The organism is Paucibacter hankyongi (assembly GCF_037482915.1).
Lineage (GTDB): Bacteria > Pseudomonadota > Gammaproteobacteria > Burkholderiales > Burkholderiaceae_C > Paucibacter_A > Paucibacter_A hankyongi.
In genome coordinates this window covers 243,038-264,579 of the sequence record NZ_JBBHJX010000002.1, presented here as the reverse complement: position 1 = coordinate 264,579, position 21,542 = coordinate 243,038, and the positions used below count along the sequence as shown (strand labels likewise).

General features: G+C 65.1%; 20 protein-coding genes. 9 read left to right on the top strand and 11 right to left on the bottom strand.

Translation table 11 applies throughout. From position 1 onward, the window contains the following. Window positions 1–105 precede the first annotated feature (105 nt). The 3 genes from WG899_RS04570 to WG899_RS04560 are packed head-to-tail and all read left to right on the top strand — an operon-like array spanning window position 106 to window position 2,443. Window positions 106–918 carry a substrate-binding periplasmic protein gene (locus tag WG899_RS04570; protein WP_339594440.1) on the top strand — a complete coding sequence of 271 codons (813 nt, stop codon included), beginning with the start codon at window positions 106–108 and terminating at the stop codon, window positions 916–918. Between the two features lie 51 nt (window positions 919–969). Next, complete coding sequence (locus WG899_RS04565; protein ID WP_339594439.1) at window positions 970–1,806, top strand: substrate-binding periplasmic protein; 837 nt, start codon at window positions 970–972, stop codon at window positions 1,804–1,806. A gap of 46 nt (window positions 1,807–1,852) precedes the next feature. Further along, window positions 1,853–2,443: an IMPACT family protein gene (locus WG899_RS04560; RefSeq protein WP_339594438.1), complete on the top strand. Its 591-nt coding sequence runs from the start codon at window positions 1,853–1,855 to the stop codon at window positions 2,441–2,443. Window positions 2,444–2,455: 12 nt separating this feature from the next. Here WG899_RS04560 and WG899_RS04555 read toward each other — a convergent pair whose 3' ends face one another. Continuing rightward, a complete protein-coding gene (locus tag WG899_RS04555; protein ID WP_339594437.1) occupies window positions 2,456–3,238 on the bottom strand; it encodes an SOS response-associated peptidase in 783 nt (260 codons plus the stop codon). 69 nt (window positions 3,239–3,307) lie between these two features. On the opposite strand from WG899_RS04555, the gene WG899_RS04550 reads away from it, so the two are divergent. The 3 genes from WG899_RS04550 to speB are packed head-to-tail and all read left to right on the top strand — an operon-like array spanning window position 3,308 to window position 5,670. Then, complete coding sequence (locus WG899_RS04550; RefSeq protein ID WP_339594436.1) at window positions 3,308–4,177, top strand: N-acetylmuramoyl-L-alanine amidase; 870 nt, start codon at window positions 3,308–3,310, stop codon at window positions 4,175–4,177. Window positions 4,178–4,233: 56 nt separating this feature from the next. Next, window positions 4,234–4,692, top strand: coding sequence for a hypothetical protein (locus WG899_RS04545; RefSeq protein WP_339594435.1), 459 nt, complete (start codon window positions 4,234–4,236; stop codon window positions 4,690–4,692). A gap of 36 nt (window positions 4,693–4,728) precedes the next feature. Further along, the gene (speB, locus tag WG899_RS04540) at window positions 4,729–5,670 is read left to right on the top strand and encodes an agmatinase (protein WP_339594434.1); all 942 of its coding nucleotides are present in this window, start codon (window positions 4,729–4,731) and stop codon (window positions 5,668–5,670) included. Here the strand turns inward: speB and WG899_RS04535 are convergent. From WG899_RS04535 to queA, 6 genes are all read right to left on the bottom strand, one after another. Next, window positions 5,622–8,408 carry an ATP-binding protein gene (locus tag WG899_RS04535; protein ID WP_339594433.1) on the bottom strand — a complete coding sequence of 929 codons (2,787 nt, stop codon included), beginning with the start codon at window positions 8,406–8,408 and terminating at the stop codon, window positions 5,622–5,624. The genes speB and WG899_RS04535 overlap by 49 nt on opposite strands. Window positions 8,409–8,476: 68 nt before the next feature. After that, on the bottom strand, window positions 8,477–9,916 hold the full coding sequence (dacB, locus tag WG899_RS04530; protein WP_339594432.1) for a D-alanyl-D-alanine carboxypeptidase/D-alanyl-D-alanine endopeptidase: 1,440 nt from the start codon (window positions 9,914–9,916) through the stop codon (window positions 8,477–8,479). Between the two features lie 51 nt (window positions 9,917–9,967). Continuing rightward, complete coding sequence (locus WG899_RS04525) at window positions 9,968–10,834, bottom strand: alpha/beta hydrolase (protein WP_339594431.1); 867 nt, start codon at window positions 10,832–10,834, stop codon at window positions 9,968–9,970. 115 nt (window positions 10,835–10,949) lie between these two features. Then, window positions 10,950–12,137 carry an amino acid aminotransferase gene (locus WG899_RS04520; RefSeq protein WP_339594430.1) on the bottom strand — a complete coding sequence of 396 codons (1,188 nt, stop codon included), beginning with the start codon at window positions 12,135–12,137 and terminating at the stop codon, window positions 10,950–10,952. Window positions 12,138–12,223: 86 nt separating this feature from the next. After that, entirely contained in the window at window positions 12,224–12,865 is a 642-nt protein-coding gene (locus WG899_RS04515) for a substrate-binding periplasmic protein (protein ID WP_339594429.1), read from the bottom strand. A 226-nt stretch (window positions 12,866–13,091) separates the two neighbouring features. Next, window positions 13,092–14,135 (bottom strand): tRNA preQ1(34) S-adenosylmethionine ribosyltransferase-isomerase QueA, encoded by a 1,044-nt coding sequence (queA, locus tag WG899_RS04510; protein ID WP_339594428.1) that lies wholly within the window; start codon window positions 14,133–14,135, stop codon window positions 13,092–13,094. 127 nt (window positions 14,136–14,262) lie between these two features. Here queA and WG899_RS04505 point away from each other — a divergent pair, with 127 nt between their 5' ends. Together WG899_RS04505 and WG899_RS04500 are read left to right on the top strand one after the other, a co-directional pair. Next, window positions 14,263–14,676 (top strand): TraR/DksA family transcriptional regulator, encoded by a 414-nt coding sequence (locus WG899_RS04505; RefSeq protein ID WP_339594427.1) that lies wholly within the window; start codon window positions 14,263–14,265, stop codon window positions 14,674–14,676. A 59-nt stretch (window positions 14,677–14,735) separates the two neighbouring features. Next, the gene (locus WG899_RS04500; protein WP_339594426.1) at window positions 14,736–15,116 is read left to right on the top strand and encodes a hypothetical protein; all 381 of its coding nucleotides are present in this window, start codon (window positions 14,736–14,738) and stop codon (window positions 15,114–15,116) included. A gap of 86 nt (window positions 15,117–15,202) precedes the next feature. On the opposite strand, the gene WG899_RS04495 is transcribed toward WG899_RS04500, so the two are convergent. After that, entirely contained in the window at window positions 15,203–15,556 is a 354-nt protein-coding gene (locus tag WG899_RS04495) for a hypothetical protein (RefSeq protein WP_339594425.1), read from the bottom strand. Between the two features lie 169 nt (window positions 15,557–15,725). Here WG899_RS04495 and recG point away from each other — a divergent pair, with 169 nt between their 5' ends. After that, the gene (gene recG / locus WG899_RS04490; RefSeq protein ID WP_339594424.1) at window positions 15,726–17,789 is read left to right on the top strand and encodes an ATP-dependent DNA helicase RecG; all 2,064 of its coding nucleotides are present in this window, start codon (window positions 15,726–15,728) and stop codon (window positions 17,787–17,789) included. 94 nt (window positions 17,790–17,883) lie between these two features. Here recG and WG899_RS04485 read toward each other — a convergent pair whose 3' ends face one another. From WG899_RS04485 to WG899_RS04475, 3 genes are all read right to left on the bottom strand, one after another. After that, the gene (locus WG899_RS04485) at window positions 17,884–19,227 is read right to left on the bottom strand and encodes a cytochrome-c peroxidase (RefSeq protein WP_339594423.1); all 1,344 of its coding nucleotides are present in this window, start codon (window positions 19,225–19,227) and stop codon (window positions 17,884–17,886) included. A 68-nt stretch (window positions 19,228–19,295) separates the two neighbouring features. After that, window positions 19,296–20,666 carry a prephenate-dependent tRNA uridine(34) hydroxylase TrhP gene (gene trhP, locus WG899_RS04480; RefSeq protein ID WP_339594422.1) on the bottom strand — a complete coding sequence of 457 codons (1,371 nt, stop codon included), beginning with the start codon at window positions 20,664–20,666 and terminating at the stop codon, window positions 19,296–19,298. Between the two features lie 90 nt (window positions 20,667–20,756). Next, entirely contained in the window at window positions 20,757–21,431 is a 675-nt protein-coding gene (locus WG899_RS04475) for a peptidylprolyl isomerase (protein ID WP_339594421.1), read from the bottom strand. Between the last annotated feature and the right edge of the window lie 111 nt (window positions 21,432–21,542).

Here is a 21,542-nt window from a genome sequence, read left to right as displayed (position 1 = left end):
GCCCCGATTGTCGCAGCTGTCATCCGGCCGTAAACTGAGCCGACCAGGGGCGCCCACAGATCCGCCAAGCGGACCGGGCAGGCTTGATTGCGACAAACAACTGCCATGCGTTCACTGGCCCTGGTTTCCCTGCTGCTGACTGCCCTGCTCTGGCAAGACCCCGCGCTTGCCGGTGAATCGGCTTGCGGCCATTACACGCTGGCCTACTACGAGCTCGGCGCGCTCTACTACCGGGACAGCGACGGCCGCTTCGCCGGCATCGACAAGGACGTGGCGGAAGAACTGTCACGCCGCAGTGGCTGTCAGTTCAAGACGGTACTGGAGTCGCGCGTGCGCATCTGGGATCAACTCTCCAGACAAGTGTTGGACCTGAGCGTTTCCGGCATCGCCACGCCGGAGCGCGAAAAGTTCGCCGACTTCATCCCCTACTTCCAAACCCGCAACTACGCCCTGTTGCGCCAGGAGTTGAGCGAATCGCTGGCCACACCCGAAGCCTTTCTGGCCGATGGCCGGCGTCTGGTGGGCGTGGTCAAAAGCTTCAAACACGGCGCTTTTTACGACGCCTGGCTGCAGCGCCTGCGGGAGCAGCAGCGCGTGGTTGAGCTGGCCGACTTCGAAACCGCCGTTCGCATGTTCAAGCTCGGTCGTGTCGATGCCTTGCTGGCCCTGCCCACCAGTCTGGCGCGCCTGCTGCAACAGGCCAGCCTGCAGCACCAGATCAAGGTGATGGACTGGGCGCCACAAGACCGCATCGTTCACGCCTTGATCGTCTCGCGACAGCGCGTCAGCGAAACCGACCGGGAGCGCCTGCGTGTCACCATCCAGGCCATGCAGGCCGACGGCAGTCTGGAGAACATCTTCACGCGCCATGTCGGCGAGCGCTTGGCTCGAGAGATGCGTTTGAGCGATGCACCGTAAACTCTGCACCTCTGCCGGGGAGGCTCTCTCCGGCCAAGCGAAAGACTTGGCATGCGTCGACTATTGCGGTTGATTTCACTTTGCGGTGCCTGCACCCTGGGCCTGAGCTTGCCGGCCCAGGCCGCCCCCACTGCGGCCAAATGCGGCCCATACGCCCTGGCCTTTTATGAGCACGGGGTGCTGTACTTCCGCGATACCAAGGACAACTACGCTGGCATTGATCTGGATGTGGTCAATGAGCTGGCCAAACGCAGTGGCTGCGTCTTCAAGACGGTACTCGAATCGCGCGTACGCATCTGGGACCAGCTGTCTCGCAATCAGCTGGATCTGAGCGTCTCCGGCATTCCGACCCCGGAGCGCGAGCAATACGCCGAGTTCATGCTCTATATGCAAAGCCACAACTATGTGGTGATGCGCAAGGGCATGAGCAAGCAAGTGGGCTCATTGGCTGATTTTTTGGCCGACCCGAAGCGCCAGATCGTGGTGGTGAAGAGCTTCAAGCACGGCAGCACGCTAGACGCCTGGCTGGACCAGCTGCGCAGCCAGCAGCGGGTGGTGGAGGCGCCGGACTTCGAGGCGGCCTTGCGCGTCTTCAAGGCCGGGCGTACCGATGCCATGCTGGCCCTGCCGACCACCTGGTCACTGCTGACGCGCCGTGAGGCCGTGCAGCAGCAATTTGAATTGCTGGACTGGGCGCCTCAAGACCAAATCCTGGCCGGCCTGATCGTCTCGCGCCAACGCGTCAGCGAGGCCGACCGGCTGCACCTGCGCCAGGCCCTGATGGCGATGCGCAAAGACGGCACGCTGGACGCCATCTTCAAACGCCATGTCGGCCCCGACTTGGCCCAGAGCATGCGCTTGGACCCTGCCCTCGATTCCGCCCGCTGACCCGGCCGCCGTGCCGGCCTCTGAGCCGGCCGGCGAGAATGGTGGCATGCCGTTTTCACTCGCCGCCACCGTCCACAGCGAAGTCATCATCAAGAAGAGCCGCTTCATCGCCTGCGTGGAGCGTATGGGTGATCGTCAGGGCGCCAGCGAGCGGGTTGCCGCCTTGCGCGCCGAGCACCCCGGTGCCGTGCATGTCTGCTGGGCGCTGCTGGCGGGCGGGCAATCGGCCGCCGTCGATGATGGCGAACCCAGCGGCACGGCCGGTCGGCCCATGCTGGAGGTGCTGCGGCATCAGGATCTGGAGGGCGTGCTGGCCACCGTGGTGCGCTACTGGGGCGGCTCCAAGCTCGGCGCCGGCGGCCTGGTGCGGGCCTATACCGACGCGGTGGCACAAGCGCTGCTGAAGGCCGACAAGGTGCCACTGATTCGGCTCAAGACCCTGCGCTGCACCGTGCCCTATGCCTTCGAGGGGATGCTGCGCCGTGAAATCGAGGCCGCACAAGCCCAGCACTTGCAGGTCCAGCATGGCAGCCAGGTCGAGCTGAGCTTTGCCTTGCCGGAGGCCGACGCCGCTGGCTTTGTCGCCCGCCTCAACGAGGCCGGTCAGGGGCGCATCGGCTGGTTGAAAGACGACTGAAACAGGCCCGGCTCAGAGCAAAGAGCCTTGCTCCGGCGGTGGTGGTGGAGCGGGTGAAGCTGGTGAAGGAGGCGATGGTGGCGAATGAGCCCCCGCCCGCCGCAAGCGCGCCAGCAGCGCATCGGTCTCTTCGGCCGGGCGCAAATCAAACAGTTCCGTCTGCGGCAAGCGCAACAACTCCTTCGCCGACGCCAGCGGCCCATTCAGCCACAGGTCCCAGTCTTCGGCCGCCAAGGGAATGGCGGCGCGTTTGTCCTGCGCGTCCGGCGGCAGTTGCGGGTCAGGCTTGTGCAGGCGGCTGAGCAGCGGGTGGCCGTCGCAATTCATCGTCAGCATCGAGTAGTTGGGCAGCAACTCGCCACTGACCGGATCCACCCACTCCGACCAGATGCCGGCCAAGGCCCATGGCGCCCCGTCGGCGCGGCGCAACTGCCACCAGATATTGCGACCGGTCTCCCAGTTCGGCTCCTGGTAGCTCTGTGCCGGGATCAGACAGCGCCGGCCACTCAGCCAGGCATCCCGGTAGGTCGGCCGCTCGGCCACCGATTCGATACGCGCATTGTTGGTGAGAATGGCCCGAGAGGACGGCCTGGCCTGGCGCGCACGCGGCGCGATCATGCCCCACTGGCCGGCCACGGCAATGCGCGCACTAGGCCCCTCCTCGGACACGCCGCCACGCACCAACACGCCCCGCCCAAAAGGGCCCACCGCCCCCTGCGGCAGGTCCCCACGCACGCTGGCCCGAAAGTGCCGCTCGATCTCTTCTTTGGCCGAGACATGGTAAAGATTGCACATGCTGCCGACTGTAGCGCCCAAGCCCCTTGCCGGCCGGCGCCCGCGCCACAACCCTTACCATTACGGCCCATGAACAAGACTCTTTTGAGCGCCGCCGCAGCCTTGCTGCTGAGCGCCTGCGCCAGCGGCCCCCAAGTGCCGACCGGCCTGCAGATCGATCGCACTTACAGCGCCGTGGGCCAGGACAGCCGCTCACAGTTTCTGGTGCTGCACTACACCGCCCTGAACTGGGAGCGCTCGCTGCAAGTGCTGAGCACGCAGCAGGTCAGCGCCCACTACCTGGTGCGCGACGAGCCGCCCAGCATCTACCAACTGGTGGATGAAAACCGCCGCGCCTGGCATGCCGGCATCAGCTCTTGGGCCGGCCACACGCAGCTGAACTCGGCCTCCATCGGCATCGAGATCGTCAACGCCGGCTTTACCGACAGCCCCAAGGGCCGTGTCTATGTGCCCTACCCGCCGGCTCAAATCGACAACGTCATCGCCCTGGTGAAGGACATCGTCGCCCGACATAACATCCGGCCCGAGCGCATTGTGGGTCACTCCGACATCGCCCCCGGTCGCAAGCAAGACCCCGGCCCGCTATTCCCCTGGCGCCGCCTGGCCGATGCCGGCGTGATCCCTTGGCCGGATGCGGCGCAAATCAGCGCCAAGCTGCCGCTCTATGAAAGCCTGCCGCCGGACGCGGCCTGGTTCCAGGACAAACTCAGCCGCGTCGGCTATAAGGTGGAGCGCAGCGGCAGCTTCGATGCCGCCACCATCGCCGCTCTGTCCACCTTGCAAACCAAGTACCGCCCCAGCGACTACAGCGGCTTTGGCGATGCCGAAACCGCCGCGCTGCTGGACGTGCTGACCTCGCCCAATGGCATGTGGATGATCAAGCCCGGCCCTGAAGGTCGCCCAGAGCCCTATGCCCAGCCCTATACCGCGCGCTGGTAATTGCTGAATCCCGCAGCGCCCCTTTTGACTCCCCCGCACGAAAGCAAACGTCCACCATGCTGACCGATTTGATTGCCGCCTCCGCCGATGATGCCGCGGTCATCCCCCACACCCCCGGCCACGCCAATATCTGGCCCACCTTGGAAGTCCCCAGCGTGGAACCCACCCAATGGGCCAGCTTGCGCCTGATCTTGCAGCAGAGCCAAGGCCTGCCGGGCGCGATGGCCGCACCCGCCGCGCTCAGCCACGCGATGCAAGACTTTGAGCGCATCGGTGCCGTTGGTGAAATTGGCGACCCCTGGCTGGTCTTGCTGCCCGAAGACCTGAGCCTGCGCCTGGCCCAGGTGTCGGAGGACCAGATTGCGCCGCTGGCGCGCGCCTGGGCCGCCAGCGAGGCCGAGCGGCGGCCGCAATGGAATGCCGAGTTGCTGGAGTTCATGCTCAGCGATATGTCGGCCTTCGCCGCCAGCGCGGTGGCGCAGGGGCATCGCCTCTTCCTTTGGATCTGCCCTTAAGTCCAATTTCAAACGTCAACACCGGGAGTGCCGCCCATGGGTCAGTTCGCTTTTCTCAGTCAGAACGCTTTCATGGCGGTGCCCCGACATGAAGCCGCTCGACCATTTGCCGTGGCCGGCATCGCCTGGGACGGCTGCGTCACCAACCGCCCCGGCGCCCGCTTTGGGCCGAGCGCGATTCGCCAGGCCAGCCAGATGCTGTGCGACGGCATCCACCCCTGGTTCAACACCACACCCGAAACCGTCTTGACGGATCTGGGCGATCTGGCCCTGCCCAATACCAGCCTGGAGGCCATGCGCGCCGCCATGATGCCGCTGATCGCGCCGATGATTGCCCAGCACCACATGGCCTGGCTGGGCGGCGACCACTCCATCACCCTGCCCTTGCTGCGCGCCTACAAAGCGCACTACGGGCGGCCGCTGGCGGTCATCCACTTCGATGCGCATTGCGACACCTGGGAAGACCACTTCGGCGAGCCCAGCGGCCACGGCACCTGGGTCTATGAAGCGATTCAAGAAGGCCTGGTCATCAAGGAGTGCTTTGTGCAGTTCGGCATTCGCTCGGCCGGCGTGCGCGAGGCGCGCGAGTATGTGGCCGACCAAGGCGGGCTGATCTTCAATGCCCGGAGCTTGCGCGGCTTGGACAACCCGGCGCAGCTGGCGTCGATCTTGCAGCAGGTGCGCGAGCGCATGGCTGCACATGGCCACCCGCCGCTCTATCTGAGCCTGGACATCGACTGCCTGGACCCCGCCTTCGCCCCCGGCACCGGCACGCCCGAGCCCGGCGGCATGAACACCAACCAGGTCTTCAGCATCCTGGAAGAGCTGGTGCCGGCGCTGAACTTCGTCGGCATGGACTGTGTGGAAGTGGCTCCTGCTTACGACCACGCCGAATTGACCAGTTATGCCGCGGCCCAGTTCGTCTGGACCTATTTGTGCGGCAAGCTGAGCTCAAAGCAAGTGCCCGCTCCGGGCTGAGAGCGGACCCGCAGCTGGCCCTGCATCACGCCATGCACCAGGTTGTGGCAGATGTGCAGGCCCAGGCCGCTGCCGCCCTGGCCGAAACGGGTGCTGAAAAAAGGGTCGAAGATGCGCGGCAGGTGCTCAGGCGCAATGCCTTTGCCGTTGTCCATCACCTGCAGCAAGAGCGCATCGGCTTGCGCTTCGGCGCGCAAGCGCAGCCAGGCTTCACTCGGCATGGGCGACGCTGAACTGTGCTTCTCAAAGGCATGCAGCAAGGCATTGCCCAGCAGCTGCAACAAGACCTGCTGCAGCGGGCCCGGGTAACCCTCGACGCGCGGCGACGCGTCCACCTCCAGCTGCAGTTGCACGCCGGCCCGCTCGGCCTGCTCGCGCATGGCGGACATCACCAGCTCGCACACAGGCCTGAGCGCAAAGGCCTGGCGTTGCTCCTGCTTGGGGTCGGCCGCCACTTGCTTGAAGCGCTGCACCAGCTCGGAAGCGCGGTCCAGGCCGCGCAGTAACAAGGCGCTGCTTTCGTTCGCGTCTGCCAGGTACTGGCGCAGGTCATGCAGCTTGACCGAGCGCGCCTCCACCATATGACCGAAGCCGACGGTGCGCTCTTGCAAGGTGCTGGCCGCCAGCAGGCAGTTGCCAATCGGGGTATTCAACTCGTGGGCCACACCGGCCACCAGACTGCCCAGGGCGGCCAGCTTTTCTTGCTGCACCAGCAAGGCCTGGGCATCGCGCAAGCGCTGGTGCGCGGCGGCGTTGTCCAGCGCAATCGCCACATAGGCGCACAGGGTGCGCACCACCAAGCGGTCGCGCGCCGCATAGCCCAGACCCGGCCGCGCCGGCAGCAAGAGTGCGCCCAGCAGTCGCTCACCCAGGCGCAAAGGCAGGCACAGACCAAGCGGCGGCGCAGTCGCTTGCAACCCGTCTTGCACCCCGTCCACCATCGCCTCGGGCGCAGTCTCGCCCGCCAAGGCTTGGCTCAACAAGGCCTGCTCTTGCGGCGTCAGCCCGCCAAGCTCGACAGCGGGCGCGTCCGCGCCCAAGCGGCGCACGCCCAGCAGCTCGGCCCGAGGCCCCAGCTGCACCAGCGCCAGGCGGTCCAGGCTCAACATCAATGACAGCGCCCGCGCCAGTGCTTGCAGCACCGCGTCAAACTCCAGCGATGCGGTGATCTCGCGCCCCATCTCGCTGAGGTGCTGCAGCGTGTCCATGCTTTGCTCCAGCATCTCGGCGCGCTGCGCTTGTGCCGACGCCAGCTGGCGCAGATGTTCGGTCTCCAGCCGTGCGCGCTCGGTCTGCTGCATGACCTGCAGCGCCATCAGGCGCTTGCTCGCCAGCTCGCTCTGGATCAGCTGGCGGGCTTCGGCCGCCTGGCGAGCCAAGACATAGGCCTGGGTCATATCGCCCAGCCGCGCATGGGCTTGGGCCAGCATGTCGATCAACTCGCCCGGCACCCGAAAGCCCGCAATGCTTTCGGCCAAGCTCAGGGCCTGGCGCAGATAGTGCAAGCAGGCCTCGGCGCCACTGCCGGTGTCGGCGGGCCGGGGCAAAGCATGCGCCAGATGCAGCTCAGCCAAGGCCTTCAAAGACTCGATCTGGCGCAGCACATGCTGGCTGCGCTGCGCCAGCTGCAAGGCTTGCTCGGCCGCTCGCAAAGCCTCTTGCACCCAGCCCATGGCCGCCAGCGCCAGCGATCGGCCTCGGCAGGCATTGATCTGCTGATCGGGCTGGGGGTCGGTTTCGCTGATCGCCTGCACCTGCTCAAACAAATGCAGCGCTTGCAGCCACTGCTGGCGGTCCAGGCAGAGATCGGCCTGGTACTTGAGCAGCAAGCCGTAGTTGCGCGAGTTGGCCATCGTCGCCAGCAGCTGCGCACTTTCGCAAAGGGTTTCTTCGGCCGCATCCAGCCGCCCCATGCGGCGCAGGGTTTCGCCCAGCTTGGCCAAGACCATGCCCAAGCTACCCGGCCAGCCGCGCGGCCGCACCAACTGCAATGCTTGCTCCATCCACTGCAGCGCCAGTTCATGGTCATTGAGGCTGAGCAAGGCATCGGCCGCATTCATGGCGGCCAGAATCGCCCTTTGGATCTGGCCGGTGGCCAGCGACAGCTCAAACGCCCGCATGCGCTCGGTGGCGGCCAGGCCGTAGTTGCTGTCTTGCGCGGCCAGCACGCCGTTGAGTTCATGCGCCCAGGGCTGCGCGCCGGGCGACAGCGCCGCCAGCGCTTGCGCATCACAGCCGCCTTTGGCGCGGCCCGCCAGCGGGTCGCGAAAGGTGGGGTAGATGTCCAACATCAGCTGCGCGACCTCCGCCCGGCAGCGATCGCCCTGCGCTTTTGCGCCATGCAAGGCCTCTTGCAGATAGGCAATGGCCCGCTGGCTTTGCCCCAGCAGCTGCGAAGCAACAGCCAGCAAAAGGGCCGCGTCGATCTGCACCCAGGCCTCGCCGCAGCCTAGGCTCAAGGCCTGCGCTTGGCTTGCGGCGGAATGGGCCTCACTCAGGCGGGCTTGAAGCAGCGCCGTTTCAGCTTCGACCAACAGGCAGCGTGCCTCTTGCGCGTCCGACAGCCGGCCAGCGGCGCGCAACTCCTCGCCCAGACGCTGGGCGAGATCGGGCTCGCGTTGGCGCAGATGCCAGTTCAGCCAACGCAGCAGTTCAAGCCGCCGGGCGGGCGGCAAGCTGGCCTGGGCCAGTTCCGCCTGCCAGGCTTGCACCACCTCATTGCGAACATACAAGTCCATCGCCGCGCCTCCAGCTCGCGCTTCGAGCGTAACCCGAAAGCGCCGTGCTGCGGCTTAAGCAGCGGGGTTCAAGGCCGCTTGGCCAGCCATTCCACCAGCGCGTTCAGCACCGGCCGGCCGCGCGCGGCGGCTTCCTCGTGGTTGACCATGGCCACCAGCACCCAGTGGCGGCGCTGCGCGTCTTGCACAAAGCCAGCCAGGCCGGTGACGTTGTCCAGCGTGGCGGTCTTCAAGCGCGCACGGCCTTCGACGGCCGTGCCTTTGAAGCGGCGCGTCAAAGTGCCATCCACCCCCGCCAGTGGCAAGCCGCTCAGCAGCTCAGGCGCCAAGGGCGAGTCCCAAGCAGCGGCCAAGACGGCGGCCAGCTGGGCCGGCGCGATGCGCTCGGTGCGCGACAAGCCAGAGCCGTTCTCCAACACCAGACCGGCATCGGCGATGCCCTTGGCCGCCAGCCATTCGCGCACCACGCGCTCGGCCGCTTGCGCGGTGGTTTCGTCTGCATGGGCTGCACTGGCGCCCAGGCGCAAATAGACCAGCCGGGTCACCGGGTTGTCCGACTGCTTGAGCGCCGTACGCAGCAGCTCGCCCAGCGGACGGTCGCGGTGGCTGGCCAGCACCCGGGCGTTGGGCGGTGTGAGGCCCTCACGCACCTCGGGGCCCAGCGTGCCGCCCAGCTCGGTCCAGATCTGGCGCACGGCTTTCTCAGTCAGCCATTGGCGATCGAGCAAATTCAGATTGACCCGCTGCTGGCATTGGCGCGGAAACGTGCCCTTCAGCAGCACCGTCATCTCGCCGGCCGTCGCGCGCACCTCGGGCAAGCGCCAGCCCTGCTCCCAGTCGACGCAAGGCTTGTCGACCAAGCTCATGCCGCTGAGGTCGAACTGCAGGCCCGGCCAGGCTGGCAGGCTGCGGGCGCTGAGGCGCTGCGTGTCGGCGCTGAGCTGGTAGCCGAGCAAATTGCTGTTCAGGTGCAAGGCATCGGGGATGACGTTGTAAGGCCACTCGGGCGAGGCATCAAAAGGCGGCTGGCCAAGCTCTGGCCGCGCCGGGCGGAAGAGGCTGCGGTCCACCACCAGGCCGCCGCGCAGCTCGCGCAGGCCCTCTTGCTCGCGCAGCTGGCGCAGCATCAACCAGAGCACGCCCCAATCCAGCTCCGCATCGGCGCCGCCGCGCAAGTACAGCGGGCCCGGCAAAACATCGCCCTGCACCGGGCCGTCAACCAACAGATCGGTGCGGCCCCGCGATGCCGGGCCCAGTCGGTCCAACGCCACCACGGCGGTGAGCACTTTCATCACCGAGCCGGCTTGAAAAGCCGTCTCGCCTTGCAGACTCAAGACCTGGCCCCGCCGGTCCAGCGGGAAGGCGTGCACCGCCAACGCCGTTTCGGGCAAGCCCGTCTTGGCCATGACTTGACGCACCTCGGGCGGTAGCGTCAGGTGGGCATGGCGGTGGTGTCCTCCTGCTTGGCCCCGCTCCTGGGCGAGAGCCACCCAGGGCAGAGCCAGCACGCAGCCTGTCAAAGCGAAGACGACACGGCGTCGGACCGCGGCGCGCATCCCTTATGCCCCCAAGCCGCGGACGAACGCCAGCAACTGCGCCACCATGGTGGCGCTGGCCTTGGGCGCTTCGATGTCGCCGGCCAGCACATGCTGCCCCTGGCTTTCGCTGTAGTCGACCTCGATCAGGCATTTCGACGCACTACCAAAGCGCGCAAAAGCGGCCCGCGCCTGCTTCACATTGATGACGCTGTCGCGCGGCGAGACGAACATCAGCAGCGGCGCCTTGATTTGCTCCAAGGCACTGGCGCGCACATGGCGCACCAAGCTCATCATCGGCCCCAGGGCCGAGGTCGGGTACTCATGGGTCCAGACACGCGCGCGCCGCTCGTCGCGCGGCTTGAAGCGCATCTTGCCGCCATGCACCAGGTGAATCAGGGCGCGACCCCAGGACCAGTTGATCAGGGCCGCGAACGGGTCTTTGGGCCCGAAGTTCGGAGACACCATCACCCAGGCCGCGACCCGCTGACCTTCCGGCTGCAAAGCCGCCCAGGCGGCCAGGGTCGCGCCGGTGGACGTGCCCATGACCAGGACTCGCTCACCCAGGCGATGACCCAGGGCCAGGGCCTCCAGTGCATCGGCCTTCCACTGCGCCACCGACATCTCGCCCATGGCCGCGCCGGGTCGGCCATGGCCAGCCAAGCGGGTGTAAAAGACGTGGCCCCCCAAGCCTTGAGCCAGCATTTCGGGCACCGGCGCCATCTCCTGACGGCTGGCGGTGAAACCATGCAGATACACCACGGCCCAAGGCGCGCGCACGCGGCCCGCAGGCCCCCAGACGATTTGCTTCTCAGCCCCTGGGGTGACGTCCGCCAGCCGCGCCTCGGCCGCGGCCAGATGGGCGTCCAGCTGATCCAGCTGGGAGGGCAAGGCGTCAACGGATTCCGGTGGCATCAAAACCTGTGAGTGGCATGCGGTGGGTTCAAAAAAATGGCGCCCTAGGCCAAGCTAGGGCGCCACGGTTCAGACCTGACCCTGCTTAGCCTTAGGCCAGCACGGCTGCCATGGCGGCGGCGGTCGCCTCAACATTCTTGTTGTTGAGGCCGGCGACGCACATGCGACCCGAGCGCACCAGATAAACGGCGAACTCGTCCTTCAGGCGGTCCACCTGAGCGGCCGTCAAGCCGGTGTAGCTGAACATGCCGCGCTGGGTCAGGAAGTAGTCAAAGTTGCGGCCCGGCAGCTTGGCCGTCAGCACTTCGTACAAGGCATTGCGCATGGCGTGGATGCGCTCACGCATCTCGTTGACTTCACCTTCCCACAGCGAACGCAGGGTCGGGTCGGTCAGCACGCGGGCGACCAGTTGGCCGCCATGCATCGGCGGGTTGGAGTAGTTGCGGCGGATCAAGAACTTCAGCTGGCCCAGCACATTGGCGGCCTGAGCGGCGTTCGGGCAGACCACGCTGAGGGCACCGCAGCGCTCGCCGTACAAGCTCATGCTCTTGGAGAAGCTGTTGGCAACGAAGAAGCTCAAGCCGGCGTCGGCCATGGCGCGGATGGCAAAGGCGTCTTCCTCGATGCCGTCGCCATAGCCTTGGTAAGCCAGGTCCAGGAAGGGCAGCAGCTCACGCTCTTTCAACACCGGGATCAACTCGTCCCACTGCAGCGGGGTCAGGTCCACACCAGTCGGGTTGTGGCAGCAGGCATGCATCAAGACCACACTCTTGGCGGGCAGGGTCTTGATGGTGGCCAGCATGTCGGCGAAACGCACGCCGCCGGTGGCCGCGTCGTAGTAAGGATAGGTCTTGACCTCGATGCCCGAGCCTTCGAAAACGGCGCGGTGGTTGTCCCAAGTTGGGTCGGAAACGTAGATGGCGCTGTCGGGGAAGTAGCGCTTGATGAAGTCGGCACCGACCTTCAAGCCACCGCTGGAGCCGACGCTCTGGATGGTGACCGTGCGCTCGCGCACCGGGTGCTTTTCACCGAACAGCAGGGCCTGCACGGCGGAGCGGAAATTGGCCGCGCCTTCCATCGGCAGATAAGGGCGGGCGCCGGCCTCGGCCACCACGGCCAGCTCGGCCTTGCGCACCGAGTCCAGCATCGGGATGCGGCCTTCGTCGTCGAAGTAGATGCCGATGGACAGATTGATCTTGCCCGGACGGGTGTCCTTCTGGAAGGCCTCGTTGAGGCTGAGGATGGGGTCGCCGGCGTAGGCGTCAACGTGATGGAACATGGTCAGGACTCCAGACTTGAAGGGTTCGCCGCATTATCGGCCGGCTTGAAGGCAAATCTGCGAGCCCGCGCAATCAGAGATGGCGATCAGAGATAAGTCCGTACGATTCGTTGCCAGCTGCCGTCTTCGCGCATCAGTTTGAAAGTCCGCTCCAACTCGGGCTGTTGGCTCAACCAAGGCGAGCGCAGAGACACCACCACATAGGGCGGCTCGCCAGCCAAACGCAGCGGTTGTTTGAGCAAGTGAAAGTCATGTTGGCGCAGCAGCAGATCACCCTGCCGCTCCGGCACGATGGCCAGCTCCAAACGGCCTCGCACCACCATCTCCAGGGCCACTCGGTAGTCGTTGACCTCTTGGCGAAGTGGGCCCGACCGTTCGTCAAACGCGCTGCCATAGCGCTTGCCGCGGTGAACAGCAATGCTGCGGCCATCCAAATCCGACAAGCTGTGCACCGGTGCCGCAAGTGGCAAGGCATAGAATGCTTTGTCCTCGCTCGGCAGTTGAACCTCACAGTACCTCAGGAAACGCATGCGATCGGCCGTCATCAATGGCCCTAGCATCACATCGGCATCCCCTTGCTCCATCATCTTGAAGGCCCGGGCCGAAGGCACCTCGGTGAAGCTAAGCCGCCACCCCAGGCGACGGGCGGCCTCGGTCATCAGGTCGAAATAGAGCCCACGCGGGGAACCAGGGCCGAAAATGCGATAGGGCGGGTCGGCGCTACCCACAATCCGCAACTCCGTGGGCAATGCTGCCGGAGTCTGCGCTTGCGCGACAAAGGGGAGCAGCGCAAGTGCACAGGCCGCCAGCCCGAAACGCCGGCGCCGAAGCAATGGATCCCAAGCACTGGACGCCAACACCCCAATCCTCCTGCAAGTTTCAACGACTCAGCGGTTTTGACACCAGGTCGGCGGTTTCACAAGATCTTAGCCTGCGGACCTTGCTAGACAAGACTCAAACTGCGCGATCCAGCAGCATCGCATCGCCATAGCTGAAGAAGCGATAGCGCTGCGCGATGGCATGACGGTACAGGCCCATGATGTGCTCGTAGCCGGCGAAGGCGCTGACCAGCATCATCAGCGTGCTCTTGGGCAGGTGAAAGTTGGTGATCAAGCGATCCACCACTTGAAACTCGAAGCCCGGGGTGATGAAGATATCGGTCTCGCGAGCGCCGGCGCACAAGCCGCCGCCCAGCGCGGCCGACTCCAGCGCGCGCAAGGTGGTGGTGCCCACCGCAAAGACGCGTCCACCGCGTGCACGGCAGGCAGCTATGGCAGCCACCGTCGCCTCGCTGACCTCGAACCACTCGCTGTGCATCTTGTGGTCGGCCAAGGCCTCGACCCGCACCGGCTGGAAAGTGCCCGCGCCCACATGCAAGGTGACATGGGCGGTCGCCACGCCGCGCTCGGCCAATCGCGCCAGCAAGGCCTCATCGAAGTGCAGCGCTGCGGTTGGCGCCGCCACCGCGCCTGGCTCGCTGGCAAACACGGTCTGGTAACGCCGCACATCATCGGCTTCATCCGCATGCTCGATATAGGGCGGCAGGGGCACATGGCCATGCTGCTCCAGCAGCGCGAAGGGGTCGCTGGGCAAGCGCAGGTGGAACATGCCATTGTCAGGGCCGCAGCGACCCAGCACCTCGGCGTCAAAAGCGTCGTTGAAGCGAACAAAGGAGCCAGGCTTGGGCGACTTGCTGGCGCGCATATGAGCCCAAACCTCTTGCGTGCCGGGGATCACCCGCTCGACCAGGGCCTCCACCGCGCCACCGCTGTGCTTGGCGCCGTAAATGCGTGCCTTGATGACCTTGGTGTTGTTGAACACCAGCAGGTCGTTCGGGTTCAGCAGATCGGGCAAGTCCCGAAAGATGCGATCGACGGGGCTTGAACTTCGACCATCGAGCAGGCGCGAGGCGCTGCGCTCGGTCGCGGGATGTTGAGCGATCAGCTCGGGCGGCAACTCGAAATCAAAGTCGCTGACGGTATAGATAGAAACAGACATGCAGTGTTGAGGGCCGGACGGACCCGTACCAAACGGAGAAGGCCGACATTGTCCCACGCAGGCCTTTGACGCAGGTCAATTGCGCCCAGCGGGGCTGGTGCGAATATCAATGCCAAGGAGCAAAGACATGAGCGCATCAAATACCGCCACGACCCTAACGCCGGGCCAGCACGCACTGCTGGAATCCGCTTTGCTGCAGCGTCAGCAATCACTGGAACATGAGTTGCAAACTCAGCTGGGTGCGCAGGGCCGTGTCGAGCACGCGCGTGAGCAGCTGCTGCAGGATGCCGATGGTGAGCATGCCCATGCCACCGACCGCGAGGTCGACTTGGCTCGCAGTGATCAGACGCTGGAGGCCTTGCGCCAAGTCAACGAAGCCCTGCAGCGCTTGCGCCAGCCGGACTTCGGTCTTTGCGCGGCTTGCGGCGAGGCCATTGCCTTTGACCGGCTTCGCCACAGCCCCGAGGTCTTGCGCTGCATCACCTGCCAAGAAAACCTTGAGAAGACCCAACATCCGGGCGCAGCGGCTCACAGTCTTTGAGACGCTGCGCGCCGCACAAGGATCAATTACCCCCACTTTCACCACCCAAAGGGAGCACCATGAGTTTGTTTCACGCCGTCGTTTGGCTCGATCATCAAAGCGCCAAGGTATTGCAGTTCGATGCCGAGCATGTGCAAGCCGAGAAGGTCAAGGCCCACACCCACCACACCAAGCAGCATGGCAGCGCGGTGCGCAGCGAGCATGAGTTCTTTGGCGAAGTCTGCGATGCCTTGAATGGCATTGAAGAAGTGCTGGTGGTCGGCTCGACCACCGCGCAAGCCGACTTCAAGCATTACGCCGACAAGCACCGCCCGCAAACCGCCAAGCACATCGTTGGCTACGAGACCGTCGATCACCCGACCGAGAACCAGCTGGTCGCCATGGCTCGCCAGTACTTCGTCAAGTACGATCGCATGGCAGGCACACCGTCACCGATGTGAGTTTCGCCCCCTCCCTGCATAGGCGCAGGGACCGGGCAGGATGGCGGCAGCATCGCGCCGCCGCCATCGACCCAGCCAACCGGCAGTCAGCGCACCTCGGTGACCGTGGCGTTCAAAGAACCGTCCGGATTGACAATCTCCTGCGACTGGCGCCTGACCGTCAAGCAGCGCTCCTCACCCTTGCGAATCTTTTGCCATTTGGCGCAATAGCCCTTCTCCCAGAGGCGCCAAGTTCCCTGGTCTGAAATGCGGCTGCCTTCGATGGTGGCCGTCATGTCGGCATTCAGTTTTAACTGGAGCAGGTCATTGGCCGCTGTCCTGACCAGCACCGTTTTACCCACCCACGCCGCCTGGATTTCCTGCGGTGACAGCAAGTCCTCTTGCGCCAGCGCCGCCAATGGCAGCAAAGCCAAATTCATCACAAACGCAGATCGGAACATGAGAAACCTCAGTCACTAGAGTCACATCGGGTGATGAGTATTTGTCTGCAGCGATGTTTTAGCAAGCCCTGGCATTGGTTGGCACCAGCCGCGCTGCCAAGCCCGCGATACCGAGGAGTTAGCGGGTCAGGGCTGAGGGCGCAGCCCTCGACAAGGCAGAATCGCGCCCATGCCCGAGGTCGATGCCAAAACCAATACCGCCAACAAGCCCAAGTCCGCGCCGCAAAAGGCGATGGAAAAACTCGGCCTGCTGCGCGATATCGACCTGGCCCTGCACCTGCCGATGCGCTATGAGGACGAGACCCGGCTGACACCGATTGGCCAGTCGCGCGAAGGCGAGACGGTGCAATGCGAGGGCGAGGTGATCGAATGCCGCGTCGAGACCCGCGGGCGCCGCGTGCTGCTGGTGCGCATGGAAGACGAGAGCGGCGACCTGCTCTTGCGCTTCATCCATTTTTACCCCTCGCACCAAAAAACCATGGCGGTGGGCCAACGCATCCGCGTGCGCGGCGAGTTACGCCACGGCTTTTTTGGCCGCGAGATGGTGCACCCGACCTTCAAGACGGTCAGCGAAGACACACCGCTGGCCACCGCGCTGACCCCGGTCTACCCGGCCAGCAATGGCTTGCCGCAGACCTATCTGCGCCGCGCCATTGCTTCGGGGTTGAAGCGCGCTGATCTGGGTGAACTGCTGCCCAGCGGCGTGGTGCCGCCCAGCCTGCCCAGCTTGCGCGATGCGCTGACCTTTTTGCACCACCCGCCGGCGCAGGCGCGGCTGATGACGCTGGAGGATCACAGCCACCCGGCCTGGCAACGGCTCAAGTTCGAGGAGTTGCTGGCCCAGCAGATCAGCCAGATGCAAGCCCAGCGCGAGCGCGCCTTGCTGAAGGCGCCGGCCCTGAAAGCGCAGCGCGGCGGCCTGGTGGAGAAGCTCTTGGGCGTCTTGCCTTTTGGCCTGACCGGCGCGCAGCAGCGGGTCAGCGAAGAGATTGCCCAGGAGCTGGCGCTGCCGCAGCCGATGCACCGCCTGCTGCAAGGCGATGTCGGCTCGGGCAAGACCGTCGTGGCGGCGCTGGCAGCGGCCGTGGCCATCGATGCCGGCTGGCAATGTGCGCTGATGGCGCCGACCGAGATCTTGGCCGAACAACACTTCAAGAAACTGATCGGTTGGCTGGAGCCGCTGGGCCTGAAGGTGGCTTGGCTGACAGGCAGCGTCAAAGGCAAGGCGCGCCAAAAGATGCTGGACGCGGCCGCCGATGGGTCGGCACAACTGGTCATCGGCACCCACGCGGTGATCGAGGACAAGGTCAAGTTCGCCAAGCTGGGCCTGGCCATCATCGATGAGCAGCATCGCTTCGGCGTGGCCCAACGTCTCGCCCTGCGCAAGAAGCTGGCTTCGATGGACTTGGAGCCGCATCTCTTGATGATGAGCGCCACGCCGATTCCGCGCACCTTGGCGATGACCTATTTTGCCGATCTGGCGGTGTCCACCATCGATGAGCTGCCGCCCGGCCGCACGCCCATCGTCACCAAGGTGTTTGCCGATGGCAAGCGCTTCAATGTGATCGAGAAGATCCACGACGAAGTCGCCAACAAGGGCGCGCAGGTCTATTGGGTTTGCCCCTTGATCGAAGAGAGCGAGGCGCTGGACCTGAACAACGCCACCGAGACGCACGCGGAGCTCTCCGCCGCGCTGGAAGGTTATGCCGTGGGACTGCTGCATGGGCGCATGGCACCGGCCGACAAGGCGGCGGTGATGGCGGAGTTTTCAGCCGGGCGCACCAGCGTGCTGGTCGCCACCACGGTGATTGAAGTGGGCGTGGACGTGCCCAATGCCAGCCTGATGGTGATTGAGCATGCCGAGCGCTTTGGCCTGAGCCAGCTGCACCAGCTGCGCGGCCGGGTCGGGCGCGGCGCGGTGGCCAGCGTTTGCGTGCTGCTCTACACCGGCCCTTTGTCCGACACCGGCAAGTCGCGGCTGAAGGCCATGGCCGAAACCAATGATGGTTTCGAGATCGCCCGCCGTGACCTGGAGATTCGCGGCCCTGGCGAATTCATGGGCGCGCGCCAAAGCGGCGCCGAGCTGCTGCGCTTTGCCGATTTGCAAGAAGACTCGGGGCTGCTGCAAGCCGCACGCCGACTGGCGCCGCAATTGCTGGACAAATACCCGCAAGCGGCCCGCCGCCAAGTGGAACGCTGGCTGGGCTCGAAGGCGGAGTTTCTGAAGGCCTAAGCCGGACAGCGGCAAGGCTGGCGCCTTGCTGCTGCCTGCGAAGGAGTGCTGCGTCCTCGCAGCACGCGGGCGGCAAGCCTGATCCAAAGGCAGCTCAAGAACAGCCTGAAGTCGTGGGCGAACCCGCGCTGTAGCCATCGGTGAGCGTGCGCAAAAAGCACAACAGATCGGCCTGCTCGGCTTCGTTCGTCAAAGGCCGCGCGCTGAAGGGTGCGTCACGATTGACATTGCCGCGCAGGGCTGCCGGCAGGTCGTCATAGAGCTGCACCCGGTTGGCCACACTGGGGTAGAAAAAAGCCGAATTCGCATCGCGCAGCTGATAGAAGAGCAAAACCGTTTCCAGGTTGCTGAACTGGCCGTTATGGAAGAACACCGGCCTTTGCACGGTGTTGCGCAAGGTCGGGATGCGGAAGAAGCCGCAACTGTCCTGCCGATCTTTGAGCTCAGGGCGCGGCGACTGGCACAGGCCAAGATCAAAGACGGCAGCATCCGCATTGGCAGGGATCTTGGTGTTGCGCGGCACACCCAAGGCGGCATAGCCAAAGGTGGTGAAGACTGGCGGGCGGCCGTCGGCACTCGTTGAGGGATGGCAGGCCGCGCAGTTGCCGCGCTTGGGGTCATTGAAGACGGCCAGGCCGCGTGCCTCGGGCGCAGTGAACTGAGCCCGGCCCTGCTGCACCCAGTCGAACTTGGCGTCATAGGGGTGGAAGCGTGCATCCTCCAGTTGGAAGCTCTGCAGGGCTTGGCTGGCCTGTGCCACCAGGGCGGCGTCATCGGGCGCATCAGCACCGGCCGCGGGCACGAAGACGCGCGCGAACTCGGCCGCGTAGCTGGCCCCTCGCAGTTTGCGGGCCAGATCGGCGGGCGTGCCGTTGTCCATCTCACGCGGGTTGAACCAAGGCAGCAGCGCCTGCGCCGCCAGGTCGTCGGCGCGACCATCGGCCATCAAGCCGCCACGCAAATCTGCAACGGGGGTGTTCGTCGTGCCAGAGAAAGCGCCGAGGCGCTCCAAATAACGCAAGGAAGGCGCAGCACGCAAGCCGAACTCATTGTTCAGCCTCCCACCCTTTTGCACCGGCAGGCTGTTGGACGGGCCATGGAAGAAGGCGGGGTCATGGCAGCTGGCGCAGGACAGGCGCCCCGAGCCGCTGAGGCCCGCGTCGTGAAAGATCTTCTCCCCCAGCAAAGCCTTGGCGCTGAGGACAGGGCTGCTGGCCGGCGGGCTGGGCGGCACGGGGCTGGAGGCGGCCGAGGCCGGCGGTGTAGGCGGTGTAGGCGGTGTAGGGCTGGAGGCCGCGTTGGCGGCAGCGCCAGGCCCCGCACCACCTGCCCCTCCGCCGCCGCAAGCGCTCAGCAGCAGAGCCAGGGCGGCAAAGCCACCTGCGGCCCAAGCGAGCCGGGCCCAGCAAAGCGTTAGACGATGTGTGGCGCACCCCATACGCTGATTATGGCGCTTAGGTTTATGCGGCGCCCACCCCACTCACTGGGGGGAGCCTGCTTCTGAATTCAGGCTTCGGCTTCGTCCAACAAGCGCGCGATCAAGGCACCCTGCAGTTCAGCCGGCAGCTGCAAGCTGACCTTGACGCCATTGCCGGCGGCCGCCTGCACCGGCTCGCCCTCGCGGCCGCGCAAGGCCTGCAGCGTGATTTCTCGGTTGCCGCTGGGGTGGATGATCTCCAGGCGGTCACCAATGGCAAAGCGGTTCTTGACCTCGATCTCGGCCCAACCGTCGGCCGCCACCGCGCCCACTTCGCCAACAAACTGGCTGCGCCTGGCCTTGGAGTGTCCGTCGAGGTAATTCTGCAGGTCCTGGCTGCGATGGCGCTGGTAAAAGCCGCTGGTGTAGCCGCGGTTGGAGAGGCCATCCAGCTCGCCCAGCAGGGTCGGGTCGAAGGGCCGACCGGCCACGGCGTCGTCGATGGCGCGGCGATACACCTGTGCGGCGCGCGAGACGTAGTAGCGGCTCTTGGTGCGGCCCTCGATCTTCAACGAATCGACGCCAATCTCGACCAGGCGCTGCACATGCTCCACCGCGCGCAGGTCCTTGGAGTTCATGATGTAAGTGCCATGCTCATCCTCCTGGATGGGCATCAACTCACCGGGGCGCTGCGATTCTTCGATCAGATAGGTGCGATCGGCCAGTGGGTGGCGCGGCGTGCCGCCAGCGGCAGCAAAGTCTTGATCGGCCTGCTGCACCGCCTTGTGGAAGTCGAACTGGATGGCTTGAGCCTGGCCGGCTTCGTCCTCAAAGGAATCGCCTAATTTGTAATCCCAGCGGCAGGCATTGGTGCAGGTGCCCTGGTTGGCGTCGCGGTGGTTGAAGTAGCCCGACAGCAGGCAGCGGCCCGAGTAGGCGATGCACAGCGCGCCGTGGACGAAGACTTCGAGCTCCATGTCCGGGCACTCCTGGCGGATCTGTGCCACCTCGTCCAGGCTCAGCTCACGCGAGAGGATGACGCGCTTCAAGCCCTGCTTCTGCCAGAACTTCACCCCCGCGTAATTGACCGTGTTGGCCTGCACCGAAAGGTGGATGGGCAACTCGGGCCAGCGCTCGCGCACCATCATGATCAGGCCGGGGTCGGCCATGATGAGGGCATCAGGCTTCATCGCCACCACCGGCTCCATATCGGCCAGATAGTTCTTCAGCTTGCCGTTGTGCGGCAGGATGTTGCTGGCGACCAGGAACTTCTTGCCGCGCGCATGCGCCTCGGCAATGCCGGTCTTGAGGTTCTCAAGCTTGAAGTCGTTGTTGCGGGCGCGCAGCGAGTAGCGCGGCTGGCCGGCATAGACCGCATCCGCGCCAAAGTCGAAGGCGGCACGCATGCGATCGAGATCGCCGGCGGGCAAGAGCAGTTCGGGGGACTTGTGCAAAGACATGGTCGGGCGGGCGGTGACAAACAACCCGCCAGTCTAAAAAGTACCGCCCTCGCCCGCCTTGCCGCAGGTCAAAGAAGTCTCAACATGCCTTCACTTCAGCCGCTGCACCCAGTAAATCAGTACCTCTTGGCGCGGCCGCAGGTCCACATCGCTGTAGGCATAGACCGGCACTGCGTTGATGGCCTCCACCGTGGCCATGCCGGAGATGACGCGGCCAAAGACCGCATAGCCGGGCTTGTCGGCCGATTGGTAGTCGAGGCTGGGGTTGTCCTTCACATTGATGAAGAACTGATTGGTGGCACTGTTGGGGTCGCTGCGGCGCGCCATGGCGATGGTGCCCGGCAGGTTGTACTCGCGCGACTCCAGCGGAATCGGCGCATAGCTGGGGTAGCGCTCCACCATGCCGCTGGTGTAGCCGCCGCCCTGGATGATGAAGTCGCGGTCGACGCGGTGGAACAAGGTGTTCTTGTAAGCACCGTCTGCCACATAGCGCAGGAAGTTGTTGACCGTATTGGGCACCGTGTCCGAGTACAGCTCGAAGACGATTTCGCCGCTGCTGGTCAGCATGCACACCGTGGGCAGCTTGCTCAGGGCCGACTTGGCCAAGCCTTCGTTGCTGCAACTCAGGGTGTTGGGGTAAGGGTTCGGGTTGGGCGTCGGCAATTGCGGCCCCGGGCGGTAGCCCTCATCACCGCTGCCGCCGCCGCAAGCCGCCAACAACACCACCATGGCGGCCGCGGCCGCACGCAAAACAAAAGAGCGCATTGAGCTGACTCCTGAAACAGTGTCTGCTCAACGCGCTCCATCGAAGCGCCGATGACGGCGCTCACAAGCTGTTACCTTGTGGCCGTCCGCGGCACTTGCGCCGCCTCGGCC